This is a genomic window from Ensifer sp. Root1252, from assembly GCF_001425885.1.
Taxonomy (GTDB): Bacteria; Pseudomonadota; Alphaproteobacteria; order Rhizobiales; family Rhizobiaceae; genus Ensifer; species Ensifer canadensis.
Window position 1 is genome coordinate 176,851 of the sequence record NZ_LMDT01000012.1, and the last position, 16,251, is coordinate 193,101.

The 16,251-nt window shown below is 62.5% G+C and carries 13 protein-coding genes; 12 read left to right on the forward strand and 1 reads right to left on the reverse strand.

What is annotated here, in order from left to right:
• Positions 1-3 precede the first annotated feature (3 nt).
• From murG to ASD02_RS13375, 4 genes are all read left to right on the forward strand, one after another.
• Entirely contained in the window at positions 4-1,128 is a 1,125-nt protein-coding gene (gene murG, locus ASD02_RS13360; protein WP_025427727.1) for an undecaprenyldiphospho-muramoylpentapeptide beta-N-acetylglucosaminyltransferase, read from the forward strand.
• A complete protein-coding gene (murC, locus tag ASD02_RS13365) occupies positions 1,125-2,534 on the forward strand; it encodes a UDP-N-acetylmuramate--L-alanine ligase (RefSeq protein WP_025427726.1) in 1,410 nt (469 codons plus the stop codon). The genes murG and murC overlap by 4 nt, the downstream gene beginning before the upstream one ends.
• A gap of 2 nt (positions 2,535-2,536) precedes the next feature.
• Positions 2,537-3,511 carry a UDP-N-acetylmuramate dehydrogenase gene (gene murB, locus ASD02_RS13370; RefSeq protein ID WP_025427725.1) on the forward strand — a complete coding sequence of 325 codons (975 nt, stop codon included), beginning with the start codon at positions 2,537-2,539 and terminating at the stop codon, positions 3,509-3,511.
• A 296-nt stretch (positions 3,512-3,807) separates the two neighbouring features.
• A complete protein-coding gene (locus tag ASD02_RS13375; RefSeq protein WP_057220767.1) occupies positions 3,808-4,254 on the forward strand; it encodes a hypothetical protein in 447 nt (148 codons plus the stop codon).
• A 118-nt stretch (positions 4,255-4,372) separates the two neighbouring features.
• Here the strand turns inward: ASD02_RS13375 and ASD02_RS13380 are convergent, their stop codons facing one another.
• Complete coding sequence (locus ASD02_RS13380) at positions 4,373-5,683, reverse strand: MFS transporter (RefSeq protein WP_025427723.1); 1,311 nt, start codon at positions 5,681-5,683, stop codon at positions 4,373-4,375.
• Positions 5,684-6,006: 323 nt separating this feature from the next.
• Here ASD02_RS13380 and aqpZ point away from each other — a divergent pair, with 323 nt between their 5' ends.
• From aqpZ to recN, 8 genes are all read left to right on the forward strand, one after another.
• On the forward strand, positions 6,007-6,693 hold the full coding sequence (gene aqpZ, locus ASD02_RS13385; protein WP_025427722.1) for an aquaporin Z: 687 nt from the start codon (positions 6,007-6,009) through the stop codon (positions 6,691-6,693).
• Between the two features lie 332 nt (positions 6,694-7,025).
• Positions 7,026-7,952 (forward strand): D-alanine--D-alanine ligase, encoded by a 927-nt coding sequence (locus ASD02_RS13390; protein ID WP_057220768.1) that lies wholly within the window; start codon positions 7,026-7,028, stop codon positions 7,950-7,952.
• Positions 7,953-7,984: 32 nt separating this feature from the next.
• Entirely contained in the window at positions 7,985-8,890 is a 906-nt protein-coding gene (gene ftsQ / locus ASD02_RS13395; protein WP_225906334.1) for a cell division protein FtsQ, read from the forward strand.
• Positions 8,887-10,218: a cell division protein FtsA gene (gene ftsA, locus ASD02_RS13400; protein WP_025427719.1), complete on the forward strand. Its 1,332-nt coding sequence runs from the start codon at positions 8,887-8,889 to the stop codon at positions 10,216-10,218. Before ftsQ ends, ftsA begins: the two co-directional genes overlap by 4 nt.
• Positions 10,219-10,425: 207 nt before the next feature.
• Positions 10,426-12,195, forward strand: a complete 1,770-nt coding sequence (gene ftsZ, locus ASD02_RS13405) for a cell division protein FtsZ (RefSeq protein ID WP_025427718.1) — start codon at positions 10,426-10,428, stop codon at positions 12,193-12,195.
• 337 nt (positions 12,196-12,532) lie between these two features.
• Positions 12,533-13,486, forward strand: coding sequence for a UDP-3-O-acyl-N-acetylglucosamine deacetylase (gene lpxC, locus ASD02_RS13410; protein WP_057220769.1), 954 nt, complete (start codon positions 12,533-12,535; stop codon positions 13,484-13,486).
• A 172-nt stretch (positions 13,487-13,658) separates the two neighbouring features.
• Positions 13,659-14,525, forward strand: coding sequence for an outer membrane protein assembly factor BamD (locus ASD02_RS13415; RefSeq protein WP_025427716.1), 867 nt, complete (start codon positions 13,659-13,661; stop codon positions 14,523-14,525).
• Positions 14,526-14,545: 20 nt separating this feature from the next.
• Positions 14,546-16,219, forward strand: a complete 1,674-nt coding sequence (gene recN, locus ASD02_RS13420) for a DNA repair protein RecN (protein ID WP_025427715.1) — start codon at positions 14,546-14,548, stop codon at positions 16,217-16,219.
• Positions 16,220-16,251 lie beyond the last annotated feature (32 nt).

Below are 16,251 nucleotides of genomic sequence, written 5' to 3' on the forward strand. Positions count from 1 at the left end.
AGAATGACCAAAGGCATTATCCTTCTTGCCGCCGGGGGTACCGGCGGCCATCTGTTCCCGGCCGAGGCGCTCGCCCATGAGCTGAAGGCCAACGGCTATTCGGTGCATCTGGTGACCGACAGTCGCGCCGAGCGTTTCGCCGGCAAGTTCCCGGCAGACGAGGTGCATGTGGTGCCGTCGGCAACCATCGGCTCGAAGAACCCCATTCATGTCGTGCGCTCGCTGTGGACGCTCTGGACCGGCATGCGTGCCGCGCGCCGGCTGATCGCCCGGCTGCGGCCGAAGGCCGTCGTCGGTTTCGGCGGCTACCCGACCGTGCCGCCGCTGCTGGCGGCAACCGGCATGGGCGTGCCGTCGATGATCCATGAACAGAACGCTGTCATGGGTCGTGCCAACAAGGCGCTCGCCTCCCGCGTCAAGGCGATCGCCGGCGGCTTCCTGCCCGAGGGCACCGGTACCTTTGCCGCCAAGACGGTGACGACGGGCAACCCGGTGCGTCCGGCCGTGCTCGATGCTGCCAAGGTGCCTTATGTCGCGGCGGCGGGCGAAGCGCCGTTCCATCTCGTCGTCTTCGGCGGTAGCCAGGGCGCGCAATATTTCTCGAAGGCGATCCCCCAGGCGATCTGCCGTCTCGACGACGCACTTCGCCAGCGGCTGACGGTGACGCAGCAGGCGCGTCCGGAAGATCGCGACGGCGTCATCGCCACCTATGAGAAGCTCGGCGTTCCCGCCGAGGTCTCGCCGTTCTTCACCGATATGGCCGAGCGCATCGCCGGCGCCCAGCTGGTCATCTGCCGCTCGGGCGCCTCGACGGTTTCCGAGCTTGCGGTCATCGGCCGGCCGGCGATCCTCGTTCCCTATCCTTATGCGCTCGATCACGATCAGGCGGCCAATGCCGCGGCGATTGCCGCCAAGGGCGGCGCAAAGGTGATCGCCCAGGCGGAGCTGACCGCCGAGCGCCTTGCCGGCATTCTTGCTGAGGCCATGGCCAATCCACAATCGCTGGCGCAGATGGCCGCCAATGCGCGCGAAACCGGAAAGCCGGACGCCGCGCGCTTGCTTGCATCGATGGTAGAGGCTATTGCCAGCGGTTTGACAGTCGAGACATTCAAGGAAAAGCGCTCATGAAAATGCCGAAGACGATCGGTCTGGTTCATTTTATCGGTATCGGCGGTATCGGCATGAGCGGTATTGCCGAGGTGCTGCACAATCTCGGTCACCGGGTGCAGGGCTCCGATCAGTCTGATAGCGCCAATGTCCAGCGGCTGCGCGAAAAGGGCATCGAGGTCTACGTCGGCCACAAGGCCGAGAACATCGGCGATGCCGAAGTGGTCGTCGTGTCGACCGCGATCAAGAAGGACAATCCCGAACTGATCGCCGCCCGTGAAAAACTGCTGCCGGTCGTGCGCCGCGCCGAGATGCTGGCCGAGCTGATGCGCTTCCGCAATGCGATCGCCATCGGCGGCACCCACGGCAAGACGACGACGACCTCGATGGTTGCTGCCCTTCTCGATGCCGGTGGGCTCGACCCGACCGTCATCAACGGCGGCATCATCAATGCCTACGGCACCAATGCCCGCATGGGTGAGGGCAAGTGGATGGTGGTCGAGGCCGACGAGTCCGACGGCACCTTCCTCAAGCTGCCTGCCGATGTCGCCGTCGTCACCAACATCGACCCTGAGCATCTCGACCACTACGGCAATTTCGACGCCGTGCGCGCCGCGTTCCGCCAGTTCGTCGAGAACGTGCCATTCTACGGTTTCGGCGTGCTCTGCCTCGATCACCCCGAAGTGCAGACCATGGTCAGCAAGATCGAGGACCGCAAGGTCATCACCTACGGCGAAAACCCGCAGGCCGACGTTCGTTTCCTCAACATCCGCATGGACGGTGCCACTTCCGTCTTCGATATCGAGATCCGCCGTCGCCGCACCGGCCAGGTGATCTCGATGAAGGATCTGCGCCTGCCGATGCCCGGCCGCCACAATGTGTCGAACGCCACGGCCGCGATCGCGGTCGCCCAGCGCCTCGGCGTCAGCCCCGAGGCGATCGCCAAGGGGCTTGCCTCCTTCGGCGGCGTCAAGCGGCGCTTCACCTTTACCGGCGACTGGAACGGCGTGCGCATCTATGACGACTACGGCCACCATCCGGTCGAGATCAAGGCCGTGCTCAAGGCGGCGCGCGAGGCATGCCAGGGCCGCATCATCGCCGTGCACCAGCCGCACCGCTACTCGCGCCTTGCGAGCCTGTTCGAAGATTTTTCAGCCTGCTTCAACGACGCCGACACGGTTCTGATCGCGCCTGTCTATGCGGCCGGGGAGGAAGCGATCGACGGCGTCAACGCCGAAGAGCTCGTCAACCGCATCAAGGCCGGCGGTCATCGCGACGCCCGGCATGTGGTCGGACCCGAAACAATCGCGCCGGTTGTCAGCAAGATTGCGCAGCCGGGTGATTTTGTGGTTCTCTTGGGGGCTGGCAGCATCACCTACTGGGCCGCTGCCCTGCCACGGGAACTCGCAGACATTTCAGGAAATTGAGCATGAAACAGGTCAACGGTCAGAAACTACTCGAAGCACTCGGAAGCGGAGTCAGCGCCGTTCGCGGCCGCATCACGCCCGATGCGCCGATGGATCGCGTGACCTGGTTCCGCGCCGGCGGTCTTGCCGAGCTGATGTTCCAGCCGCACGACACTGACGATCTCATCACCTTCCTGAAGCTGGTTCCGGCTGATGTACCCGTCATGGTCATGGGTGTCGGCTCGAACCTTTTGGTTCGTGACGGTGGCATTCCTGGTGTCGTCATCCGGCTTTCGGCCAAGGGTTTTGGCGATCTCGAACTCGTCGGCGAGAACCGCATCAAGGCCGGCGCGATCTGCCCGGACAAGAACATTGCGGCGATGGCGCTCGATAACGGCATCGGCGGCTTCTATTTCTACTACGGCATTCCTGGCGCGATCGGCGGCGCATTGCGCATGAACGCCGGCGCCAACGGCTCGGAGACCCGCGAGCGCGTCGTCGAGGTGCACGCGGTCGATCGTCAGGGCAATACGCATGTGCTGTCGAATGCCGACATGGGCTATGGCTATCGCCATTCCGCGGCGGCTAAGGACCTAATCTTCACGCACGCCATCTTCGAAGGTTATCCCGAGGACAAGAACAAGATCCGCACCGACATGGACGCCGTGCGCCAGCACCGCGAAACCGTGCAGCCGATTCGCGAAAAGACGGGGGGATCGACCTTCAAGAACCCGGAGGGACATTCGGCCTGGAAGCTGATCGACGAAGCGGGTTGCCGCGGCATGATGATTGGCAGCGCGCAGATGTCGCCGCTGCATTGCAACTTCATGATCAACACCGGTCAGGCGACGGGCTACGAGCTCGAATATCTCGGCGAAACCGTGCGGAACCGCGTGCTCGAACATTCCGGTGTTCGGCTGGAGTGGGAAATCAAGCGCATCGGTACCTTCATGCCGGGCTACGAGATCAAGGAATTCCTCGGCCGCGGCATCGCCTGAGGCTTATGGGAATAGTTTTATGAAGGGCCGCAGCGGCAACGCTCGGCCCTTTTCGCTTTTCTGGCGTCCTCAGCCGGAGTCTCTTTCTCTCGCCGTCATGCTTGGGCTTGATCCTCGCATCCACGGGTCCAGGTCGGCATCTTTGCGCGGAGGCTGGATCCAGGAAATTGGATTCAGGGAGACAAGATCAGAGCTTGCTGGCAACGAGGGTCGCGGGCTAAAGCCAACTTGTCATGACGTGCCGCAACCAAGCTGGCACCTGCTAACTTCCGCATACTCTAACGTCTGGACTAACAATGGATCAGGGAACTCTGGGAAAAATCGCTGCCATTTTGAATGCTGGTTCAACAAATTATTCCGTTTTTCTGAAGTTGTACGAGGTGCAACTGGGGAGCCAGATAGATTCAACTGCAATTGTTCAGATGGTGTTGGGGACAGGAGCTGTGTTGGGCGGAATAGAAGAAGTACAAAGTGGGTCGGTGTGGCCGGAGGTTATGGAAGCCGTGCTGTATGTTGGTGACTCTAGCGCTGGTCCATCAAGTACAGCACTTAAATCCGGACAATTCACTTCCTTAGTTGAGCTGCTCAAGGCGCAGGTCGACACGATGGTCAAGACATCAGCAACAATCGAGATCTTCTGGCTTAGCAACGGGCATCCCGCCTATCCCGTGTTTTGGGACTTCGCGTTTCTCTTCAGAACGGATGCAACTGCAACTATCTTCATCGGAGCAAGTTCGGACTAGGCAACTGGTCGGAGACTTGGCTACCAGAACTGGCCCACGGAAAGAGCCGCAGCGTTGTCGCTGCGGCTCTTTCGTTTTTTGTGGAACAGGCCGCGTGTGTGGCGAGGCGCAACAGAAATCAGGCCGAAACCTCTTCTTCCGTCGACAGCACCAGGCAAACGAGCGTGATCGCAGCGGCCCCCAGCAGATAGTAGCCGACATGGTCGAGGCTGTAGTTGGTCGCAAGCCAGGTGGCGATGTAGGGCGCGAGCGACGCGCCGAAGATGCCGGCGAGGTTGAAGGTCATCGACGCGCCGGTATAACGCACCGAGGTCGGGAAGGGGGCGGCGAGTGCTGCGCCAATCGGACCATAGGTGAGCCCCATCAGGCCGAGGCCGAGGATGGAGAACAGGAAGGCGCCGCCGAGACCGCCGGCCATGAGCGGTGCCATGACCAGGCCGAAGGCGCCGATGCCGATGGTGGTGATGATCAGCACCAGGCGGCGGCCGTAGCGGTCCGACAGGATGCCCGAGACCGGGATCATCAGGCCGAAGAAGACGACACCGGTCATCTGCACGACGAGGAACTGCTCACGCGAATAGCCGAGCTTGGCCGTGCCCCAGGACAAAGAGAACACCGTCATCAGGTAGAACAAGACGAAGGTGGCAAGCGCCACGAAGGTGCCGAGCACGAGGCTGCGCTTGTGGAACCGGAAGATCTGCGCGATCGGAACCTGGACGCGCTCGTGCTTGTCGATCGCCTTCTGGAATTCCGGCGTCTCGGTGATCTTCAGGCGGACATAGAGGCCGACGATAACCAGCAGGATGCTGGCAATGAAGGGCACGCGCCATCCCCAGGCGAGGAAGGCCTCATCTGTCATGACTTCGCCGAGGATGAGGAAGGTACCGGCCGACAGGATGAAGCCGATCGGGGCGCCGAGCTGCGGGAACATGGCATACCATGTGCGCTTGCCCTCGGGCGCGTTCTCGGTTGCGAGCAGCACGGCGCCGCCCCATTCGCCACCGAGGCCGAGGCCCTGGCCGAAGCGGCAAAGGGCGAGCAAGAGCGGGGCCGCGACGCCGATCGACGCGTAGGTCGGCAAGAGGCCAATGACGACGGTGGAAATGCCCATGGTCATCAGCGCTGCGACCAGCGTCGCCTTGCGGCCGACCTTGTCGCCGAAATGGCCGAAGATCACTGCGCCGAACGGGCGGGCGAAGAAGGCGATGGAGAAGGTGGCGAAGGATTGCAGCATGGCCGATGTCGGGTCGGACGTCGGAAAGAAGAGATGCGGGAATACGAGCACCGCTGCGGTGGCGTAAACGTAGAAGTCGAAGAATTCGATGGTGGTGCCGACGAGGCTGGCGAACAGCACCCGGGCAGGGGAGTTCACTGCCGGCGTCTGCAACGCGCTATCCTTCGGCGACAGGGAGGTTGTCGCGTCTGTCATTGTTGTCGTTCCTGATATGGATGTCATGCCGTCTTGGGAGGCGGTCGGGGCGTCTTAACGCAAGTTTCCGCATGTTGAAACCCTGAATTCGTAAGAAATGCGAACGAATCCGAGGGGTGGCGCAGCATTATTCCGAGGGTGCATGGCTCGCGCGAATCATAGGCACGGCTGCTCCTAAAATAGGCAGACAAGTGAAGGCCCGGCGTGCGGTTTCGTGTTTTGCGGGCGATGACATCCCTGTCACAACCGGGGTTGACCGGAATCAAAATGTGGCAAACTCTGGGCGATTGAAGCGATCAGCTTCGGTTTTCGGGAGCGAATGCATGTTCAAGAAGCTTTCTGCGGAATTTCTCGGTACATTCTGGCTCGTTTTCGGCGGCTGCGGCAGTGCGGTGCTGGCGGCTGCGTTTCCGGCTGTTGGGATCGGCCTGCTCGGCGTTTCCTTCGCCTTCGGCCTCACCGTTCTCACCATGGCCTATGCCGTCGGCGGCATTTCCGGCGGCCATTTCAACCCGGCCGTTTCTGTTGGTCTGACCGTTGCCGGCAAGTTCCCAGCCTCCAGCCTCATCGGCTACATCATCGCCCAGGTGCTGGGCGCGATCGTCGCTGCAGCCGTGCTCTACGTCGTCGCCAGCGGCAAGGCGGACTTCCAGCTCGGCGACTTTGCCGCCAATGGCTATGGCGAACATTCGCCCGGCGGCTATTCGCTGACGGCCGCGCTGGTGATGGAAGTGGTGATGACCTTCTTCTTCCTGTTCATCATTCTCGGTGCCACCCATGGCCGCGTGCCCTCAGGCTTTGCGCCGATCGCCATCGGCCTGGCGTTGACGCTGATCCATCTGGTGTCGATCCCGGTCACCAACACATCGGTCAATCCGGCCCGCTCCACAGGGCAGGCGCTATTCGTTGGAGACTGGGCGCTTTCGCAGCTTTGGCTCTTCTGGCTGGCTCCGATCGTCGGCGCCGCGATCGCGGGAATCGTCTGGAAAATCGTCGGTGAAGACGATTAATCGCTTCGGCAAAAACGACTGATCGTTAAGCCGAAAATACCGCCAATCGTTAAGGCCTCGCACCGAATTGGTGCGGGGCCTTCATTTTTTAGCGGTTTGTGTTTTGTGTAAACAGGCCGCGCCAACGCGCTGATTTCGTGCCAGAAAGCGTTGTAATCGCAACGTTTTCGAGCACGGCTGCCGATCGTTTCCCGACTAAGGTTAATAAAAGTAAACGGTTCATTAACTATAATGCCGTTCTAGTGCCTCCGATGGCCACCGGTGACTCGCGTTGCCGGATTCAGCCAGGCGCAAGCAAGCGTTGCGATAGTGACGTATTTTCGGGGGTATGAATGAACGGCAAGCATGTAGCTGTCCTTATGGGCGGATTTTCTTCGGAGCGACCGGTGAGCCTGTCGTCCGGGGCTGCATGCGCCGATGCTCTGGAAGCGGAAGGTTTCCGCGTTACGCGTGTAGACGTCGCGCGCGATGTCGCTTCGGTTCTGGCCGCGCTGCGCCCGGACGTCGCCTTCAACGCCCTTCACGGTCCGTTCGGCGAGGATGGCACGATCCAGGGCATTCTTGAATATCTGGAAATTCCCTACACCCATTCTGGCGTTCTGGCCTCCGCACTCGCCATGGACAAGGCGCAGGCCAAGCACGTGGCCGCCGCCGCCGGTGTTCCGGTTGCCGAAGCGCTGGTGATGGATCGCCGGGGCTTTGGTCCGAAACATCCGATGCGCCCGCCATACGTCGTCAAGCCGGTCAGCGAAGGCTCGAGCTTCGGCGTCGTCATCGTCAAGGAAGATCAGTCGCATCCGCCGCAGGTCGTTACCTCGAGCGAGTGGCGTTATGGCGACCGAATCATGGTCGAACGTTATGTCGCCGGCCGCGAACTCACCTGCGGCGTCATGGGCGATAGGGCGCTTGGCGTCACCGAAATCATCCCGCAGGGCCACGCCTTCTACGATTATGATTCCAAATACGTAAAAGGTGGCTCGCAACACGTCATTCCGGCACAGGTTTCACCAAATATTTACCAAAAAATACAAACACTCGCATTGAAGGCGCATCAGGCAATCGGTTGCCGGGGCGTCAGCCGATCCGACTTTCGCTTCGACGACCGTACCTCCGGTGAAGGCGAATTGATCTGGCTGGAAATCAACACCCAGCCCGGCATGACCCCAACCTCCCTGGTGCCCGAGATGGCTCAGCATGCTGGCCTTGGTTTTGGCGAGTTTCTGACTTGGATGGTGGAGGACGCTTCGTGCTTGCGGTAAGGGGCAAAAGGGGCAAGAGAGTTCGTGACCCGCTGGGCGCAGTTGCTGCCGAGGCGGATGGCGCACGCGTTCTGCCGCGGCCGCTTCGCAAGGCCGTTCGCTTCCTGGTCAGCCTCGGCAGCGGCCGCGTCCGCTTTCCAGCCCATACCGGCACGATCGCTGCCGTCGCGTTTTTCGCCGCCACCGGCTTTTACGGCATGTCGCTCGGCGGCCACACACAGAACGTCGCGCAGGCATCGACGACGGCGGCCGGCTTTGCCATCGAGGACGTGCGCGTCTCCGGCAACGAGCAGACCTCCGAGATCGATATCCTGCAGCAGCTCGGCCTTGACGGCACGACGTCGCTGGTGGCGCTCGACATCATCGAAGCGCGCAAGCTGATCGCCGAACTGCCCTGGGTGCAGGGCGTTACGGTTCGCAAGGTCTATCCGAGCACGATCGAAGTCACGCTCACCGAGCGCAAGGCTTTTGGCATCTGGCAGCACGGCTCCGACCTGTCGCTGATCGAGCGCAGCGGCAGCGCGATTGCGCCGCTGCGCGACAACAAGTTTGCAGCCCTGCCGCTGTTCGTCGGCCGCGACGCCGAGACGGCAGCGGCCGATTTCTACGACGAGTTTTCCCGCTGGCCGGAGATTCGCTCGCGGGTGAGGGCCTTCGTGCGCGTCGCCGGCCGTCGCTGGGATCTGCGCCTCGACAACGGCATCGTCGTCAAGCTGCCGGAACACGATGTCGCCCGTGCGATGAAGGTTCTGTCGGAGATGGAAAGCGAGCACCAGCTGCTCGAGCGCGACATCGCCGCAGTCGATCTGCGGCTGGAAGATCGAACCACAGTTCAATTGACGCCGGATGCGGTCACCCGGCGCGAAGTTGCCTTGAAGGCGAGGGACAAGATGCTGAAGGCGCAGGAGACGGAGAGAAAGAAAGAGGGGCGGATATGAGTTTGTTCGGTTCCTCCAGCTTTGGCCTGCCGCGCCTGAAGCCGCTTTCTTCGAAGCGGTCTCATGTCGTCTCGGTGCTGGATATCGGCTCGACGAAGATCGTGTGCATGATCGGCCGGCTGACGCCGCGCGCCGAAAGCCAGATCCTGCCGAACCGCACGCATAGCGTCGAGATCATCGGCATCGGCCACCAGAAATCCCGCGGCGTGAAGAACGGCGTCGTCGCCGATCTCGATGCGGTCGAAAGCGTCGTGCGGCTCGCCGTCGATGCGGCCGAGCGCATGGCCGGCCTCACCATCGACAGCCTCATCGTCAACATTTCCGCAGGCCGCCTGCAGAGCGACGTCTATACCGCGACCATCGACCTCGGTGGCCAGGAAGTCGATGCCAGCGACCTGAAGAGAGTGCTGTCGGCCGCCGGCCAGCAATCGCTGCGTTCCGACCGCGCCATCCTGCATTCGCTGCCGACTGGCTTCTCGCTCGACGGCGAGCGCGGCATCCGCGATCCGCTCGCCATGTTCGGCGACGTGCTCGGCGTCGACATGCACGTGCTGACCGCGGAGCGGGCGGCGCTGAAGAATCTCGAACTTTGCGTCAACCGAGCGCATCTCTCGGTCGAGGGCATCGTTGCGACGCCCTATGCCAGCGGTCTGGCGGCTCTTGTCGATGACGAAGTCGAACTCGGCTGCGCCGCGATCGACATGGGTGGCGGCACGACGACGATCTCGGTCTTTGCCGAGGGCAAGCTGGTTCACGCCGACGCGGTCAGCCTCGGCGGCCACCATGTGACGACGGACCTGGCGCGCGGTCTTTCGACCCGCATCGAAGACGCCGAACGGCTGAAGGTCGTGCACGGCTCGGCCCTGCCCAACAGCGCCGACGAGCGCGACATCGTCTCGGTCCCGCCGATCGGCGAGGACGACCGCGACCAGCCGACCCACGTGCCGCGCGCTCTGGTGTCGCGGATCGTACGCGCCCGCATCGAGGAAACGCTGGAGCTCATCCGCGACCGCATCCAGCGCTCGGGCTTCAGCCCGATCGTCGGCAAGCGCATCGTGCTGACGGGTGGCGCCAGCCAGTTGACCGGCCTGCCGGAAGCGGCACGCCGCATCCTGGCGCGCAATGTTCGTATCGGCCGTCCGCTCGGAGTTTCCGGGCTGCCGGCTGCTGCCAAGGGACCGGCGTTCTCCACGGCCGTCGGTCTGATGATCTATCCGCAGGTCGCCGACCTCGAAACGCATGCGGCCCAGGGCGGCATGTTCTCGTCGATCGGCAACGGCAACGGCCGCATCGCCCGCATGGGCCAGTGGCTGAAGGAAAGTTTTTAGAGCGCCGCGCGTCCGGATGGACGTGCAAAGCGCGCTCTAAGGTTTGTGACGTGCATAAGCCTTTCCGAAAATCGCAGACGATTTTCGGGGTTATGCGCGGAGTACGGCCGGCACCGAACAGGGACGATGCCGGACGAAGACAAAGTTGGAATTTCAAGGATTTGGTCGGCTCGGCAAGGCGGCCAGAAAACAGAAGGAACGGGTACTATGACTATCAACTTGCAGAAGCCGGATATCACGGAGCTGAAGCCCCGCATCACCGTCTTTGGTGTTGGCGGCGGCGGCGGCAATGCCGTCAACAACATGATCACAGCGGGTCTTGAAGGCGTCGACTTCGTCGTTGCCAACACCGACGCGCAGGCGCTGACCATGACCAAGGCAGAACGGGTCATCCAGATGGGTGTCGCCGTGACCGAGGGTCTGGGCGCCGGCTCGCAGCCGGAAGTCGGCCGCGCGGCTGCTGAAGAGTGCATTGATGAGATCATCGATCACCTGCATGGCACCCACATGTGCTTCGTCACCGCCGGCATGGGCGGCGGCACCGGCACCGGTGCAGCCCCGATCGTCGCGCAGGCCGCCCGCAACAAGGGCATCCTGACTGTCGGCGTCGTCACCAAGCCTTTCCATTTCGAAGGCCAGCGCCGCATGCGGCTCGCCGACCAGGGCATCGCCGAACTGCAGAAGTCGGTCGACACCCTGATCGTCATCCCGAACCAGAACCTCTTCCGCATCGCCAATGACCGCACGACGTTTGCCGATGCGTTCGCGATGGCCGACCAGGTCCTCTATTCGGGTGTTGCCTGCATCACCGACCTCATGGTCAAGGAAGGCCTCATCAACCTCGACTTCGCCGACGTCCGCTCGGTGATGCGCGAAATGGGTCGCGCCATGATGGGCACCGGCGAAGCCTCGGGCGAGGGCCGCGCAATGGCCGCTGCCGAAGCTGCGATCGCCAACCCGCTGCTCGACGAAACCTCGATGAAGGGCGCACAGGGCCTCTTGATCTCGATCACCGGTGGTCGCGACCTGACCCTGTTCGAACTCGACGAAGCTGCGACCCGCATCCGCGAAGAAGTCGATCCGGACGCCAACATCATCCTCGGCGCCACGTTCGACGAAGAACTTGAAGGCCTGATCCGCGTATCGGTCGTTGCCACCGGTATCGATCGCACGGCCGCGGAGGTAGCCGGTCGTTCGGCCGACTTTCGTTCGGTAGCAGCGCAGAAGCCGATCATCCGTCCGTCCGCAGCCATTCCGGCACAGCAGCCGGCGGTTGCCCAGCACCAGCCCGCTCCGGTCCAGCAGCCGGTCGCCCAGCCGGTGCAGCAGCAGAACTCCGTCGACCAGATCGCGCTTGCGATCCGCGAAGCGGAAATGGAACGCGAACTCGACATCGCAACCCGCGCCGCCACCCAGGCTCCGGCTCCGATGCAGCAGGCTCACGACGACTTTCGTCCCCAGAGCAAGCTCTTTGCCGGTGCCGCACCGGTAGAAGCCGCTCCGGTCATGCGCCAGCCGGCTCCAGTTCAGCGTCCGGTCGAAATGCCGGTTCACGCACAGGTCCAGCCGCAGCCGGTTCAGCGCCAGGAGCCGATCGCTCCGGTGGTGCGCCAGCAGGCCGAGCCGGTTCGCATGCCGAAGGTCGAGGACTTCCCGCCCGTCGTAAAGGCCGAGATGGACCAGCGCGCCCAGCCGGCGCCGCAGTTGCAGGAAGAGCGCGGCCCGATGGGTCTTCTCAACCGCATCACCAGCTCGCTCGGCCTGCGCGAAAGGGAAAGCCCCAGCGTCAACGCCGACATGACGGCCGGTGCGCCGAGTGCGGCTTCCCAGCAGCGCCGTCCGCTTTCGCCGGAGGCCAGCCTCTATGCGCCGCGTCGCGGCCAGCTTGACGATCACGGTCGCGCCGCACCGCAGGCGCGCTCGCACGAAGATGATCAGCTCGAGATCCCGGCGTTCCTGCGCCGTCAATCGAACTGATTTGAAGGCCCGTTCCTTCACCTTGCCGAATGCCCGGGCTACCGCCCGGGCATTTTTGTATTTCTAGCATTCTTTCAATAGGTTGCCGGCGTCGAACGGCGTGTTACAGATGCGTAACAAAACGAAACGAACAGTGATTTGGAATGGTGCCTCAGAACCACTATTTTCAAGCTCGGAATTGGGGATGCATGCGATTCGATCACGCGCTGTCTGTTCGAAACGCAGAGTTCCGGCCTTTGGGCCGAAACTCTCGGGCGCCTTTCTTGCGCCCTGAAAACCGCTGCATCCGCCTGATGTTTGGGCCTTATGGCCATAGGTATTGAAAGTGACGACGAGAATGGGAATCGAACTGCTCGGATTTCAGACCACGATTGCTAGCCCGGTAACGCTCAAGGGAATTGGCGTTCATTCGGGCGCCGAGGTGGAAATCACCTTTCATCCGGCCGAAGCCGATGCGGGCATCGTTTTCCAGCGCGTTCTCGCCAACGGCCGCCTGAGCGAGTTCAAGGCGGTTTCCTCGCAGGTCGGCAACACCGATCTCTGCACCGTTCTCGGCATGTCGCTGGCCACCTCGATCGCAACCATCGAGCATGTGATGGCCGCCATCTACGCGCTCGGCCTCGACAACCTCACCATCGAGGTTCATGGCGCCGAGATGCCGATCATGGACGGCAGCTCCGAACCCTTCATCGATGCGATCGAGCAGGTGGGCGTTCGCGCGCTGGCGGTCAAGCGTCGTTACATCCGCGTGATCAAGCCGGTGCGGATCGAATCAGGTGCGTCCTGGTCGGAATTCACGCCCTATGACGGTATGCGCTTCGAGGTCGAGATCGATTTCGACTGCCCGCTGATCGGTCGCCAGGCCTGGAAGGGCGACATGACGCCTTCGGTGTTCAAGCGCGAACTGTCGCGTGCCCGCACCTTCGGCTTCATGCGCGACGTCGAGCGCCTCTGGGCTGCCGGCTACGCGCTGGGCTCGTCGCTGGAAAACTCGGTCGTGATCTCCGACGACGATTCGGTCATCAATGTCGAAGGCCTTCGCTATACGGACGAATTCGTGCGCCACAAGACGCTCGACGCCGTTGGCGACCTTTCGCTTGCCGGCGCACCGTTTATCGGCTGCTACCGTTCTTATCGCGGTGGTCACAAGATGAACGCAAATGTGCTCAAGGCTCTGCTCAGTGATCCCTCGGCCTACGAGGTCGTTGAAACCGCCACGCCACGTCAGCGCACCCGTGCGCGCGACATGGTTGCGGTTGCAGTTCCGGGCTTCGCGCCCTGGTCCGCATAACAACAAAAAGACACTCTCCTCCAGTCGCCGGCCGAAAGGCCGGCATTTTCATGTCGGCGCCGCCATAAATTTGCATGAATCACCGATCATGACGTTGCGGCATTGAGGCAACTTGCTCTAAAAGCGCATGTCTGGCGGGGTCGATGCCCGCAGAATGGAACGGGAATATCCGATGGTTCTTGCAGTTTCTGTTGATTTGAAAAAGTCAGCGCGTGTGTTCGCCGTGGTAGTCGCGGCCGTTGCCGGCAGCGCCCTGATTACCGCCTGCCAGAACGATCCCGATATCGACATCACCAAGCTGACGGCCGAGACCGATCCGCCGGAGGTGCTGTACAACCAGGGTCTCGCCAACCTCAATGCCGGCAAGACCACGGAAGCGGCGCGCAAGTTCGAAGCGCTCGACCGGCAGCATCCTTTCTCCGAATACGCGCGCAAGGCGCTCGTGATGAACGCCTTCGTCAGCTATCGCAACGGCCAGTACCAGGAGGCGATCAATTCCACCGGGCGCTACCTGAACCTTTATCCGCAGTCGGAAGATGCGGCCTATGCGCAGTACATTCAGGGGCTTGCCTATACCAAGCAGATCCCGGGCGTGACGCAGGACCAGAAGCCGGCCTTTAAGGCGATCGAGGCGATGCAGGCCGTCGTCGACAAGTATCCGGACTCGCAATATGTCGAGGATGCCCAGGCGAAGATCCGCTTTGCCCGCGACCAGCTCGCCGGCAAGGAAATGCAGGTCGGCCGCTATTATCTCGAGCGCAAGGAATACCTCGCCGCCGTGTCGCGTTTCCGCACCGTCGTCGAGAAGTATCCCAATACCAACCAGGTCGAAGAAGCACTGGCCCGTCTGGTCGAAGCCTATTACGCAATGGGCGTGGCCTCCGAAGCGCAGACCGCTGCCGCCGTTCTCGGACACAACTATCCGGACAGCCAGTGGTATGGTGATTCCTTCAAGCTGTTGCAGTCGGGTGGCCTCGAGCCTCGCGAAAGCGGCAATTCCTGGATTGCGCGCGCAGGCAAGAAGCTGATCGGCGCCTGACACGGAAGATTTGACCCCGGATGCTCGCCCAGATCTCGATCCGCGATATCGTCCTGATTGAACGGCTTGATCTGGCGTTCGAGGCCGGCCTGTCCGTGTTGACCGGTGAGACAGGTGCCGGAAAATCGATCCTGCTCGACAGCCTGTCGCTGGCCCTTGGCGGGCGCGGCGACGGCTCGCTCGTGCGTCACGGCTCGGACAAGGGCCAGGTGACGGCGGTCTTCGACGTGCCGATGGGGCACTCGGCACGGCTGATGCTGCGTGACAACGGCGTCGACGATGATGGCGATCTGATTTTCCGTCGCGTGCAGTCGGCCGATGGCCGCACCAAGGCTTTCGTCAACGATCAGCCGGTCAGCGTTCAATTGATGCGGCAACTTGGCCAGACACTGGTCGAAATCCACGGGCAGCATGACGACCGCGCGCTTGTCGATATCGACGCGCACCGCACGCTTCTCGACGCCTTTGGCGGCACGACCGACGAGGCAGAGCAGGTCTCCGGCCTCTACCGCGCCTGGAAAGATGCCGAACGCGGACTGAAGAAGCATCGCGAGCGCGTCGAGGCGGCAGCACGCGAAGCGGACTATCTGCGCTCCTCTGTCGAAGAACTGGAAAAGCTCAGCCCGCGCGATGGCGAAGAGGACGAGCTTGCCGAAAAGCGCGCGCGGATGATGAAGTCCGAGCGGATCGCCGGCGACATCAACGAAGCCTCCGAATTTCTCAACGGCAACGGCTCGCCGGTTCCATTGATTGCCTCGCTGGTGCGCCGGCTGGAGCGCAAGAGCCATGAGGCGCCGGGGCTGCTGGAAGAAACCGTCGAGCTCTTGGATGCCGCGCTGAACCAGCTTTCGGATGCGCAAATGGCCGTCGAGCGAGCGCTGCGCAACACCGAATTCGACCCGAAGGAATTGGAGCGGGTGGAGGAGCGCCTGTTTGCGCTTCGTGGCGCCAGCCGAAAATATTCCGTGCCGGTCGCCGAGCTTCCGGCGCTGGCGGTGCGGATGATTTCCGACCTGGCCGACCTCGATGCCGGCGAGGAGAAGCTGAAGCAACTCGACATGCAGGTTGTTGCGGCACGGGTGGCTTTCGACGCTGCGGCGCGCACCTTGTCCGACAAGCGACAGAACACGGCGTCGGCGCTGTCTGCTGCAGTCATGGCCGAGCTGCCGGCGCTGAAGCTCGAACGTGCCCGCTTCATGGTCGAAGTGCAGAGCGATGCGGCCCAGCCGACCGTCGACGGCATCGATCTGGTCGAATTCCATGTCCAGACCAATCCGGGCACCCGGCCGGGGCCGATCATGAAGGTGGCTTCGGGCGGCGAACTTTCGCGCTTCCTGCTGGCGCTGAAGGTGGCGCTTGCCGACCGCGGCTCGGCGCCGACCCTCGTCTTCGACGAAATCGACACCGGAGTCGGTGGCGCGGTCGCGGATGCCATCGGCCAGCGACTGAAGCGCCTTTCCGGCACGGTGCAGGTGCTTTCGGTCACCCATGCGCCGCAGGTTGCCGCACGCGCGGCGACGCATCTGCTGATCTCCAAGGGACCATCGACCGAAAAGGCCGAGATGATCTCGACCCGCGTCGCCCGAATGGACGACAAGGCCCGCACCGAGGAAATCGCCCGCATGCTCGCCGGTGCCTCGATCACCGAAGAGGCGAGGGCGGCCGCCGCCCGATTGCTTTCCGGCAACGGTTAGTGCCCGCTACGCCTTCTCGCCAAGTTGTCTCC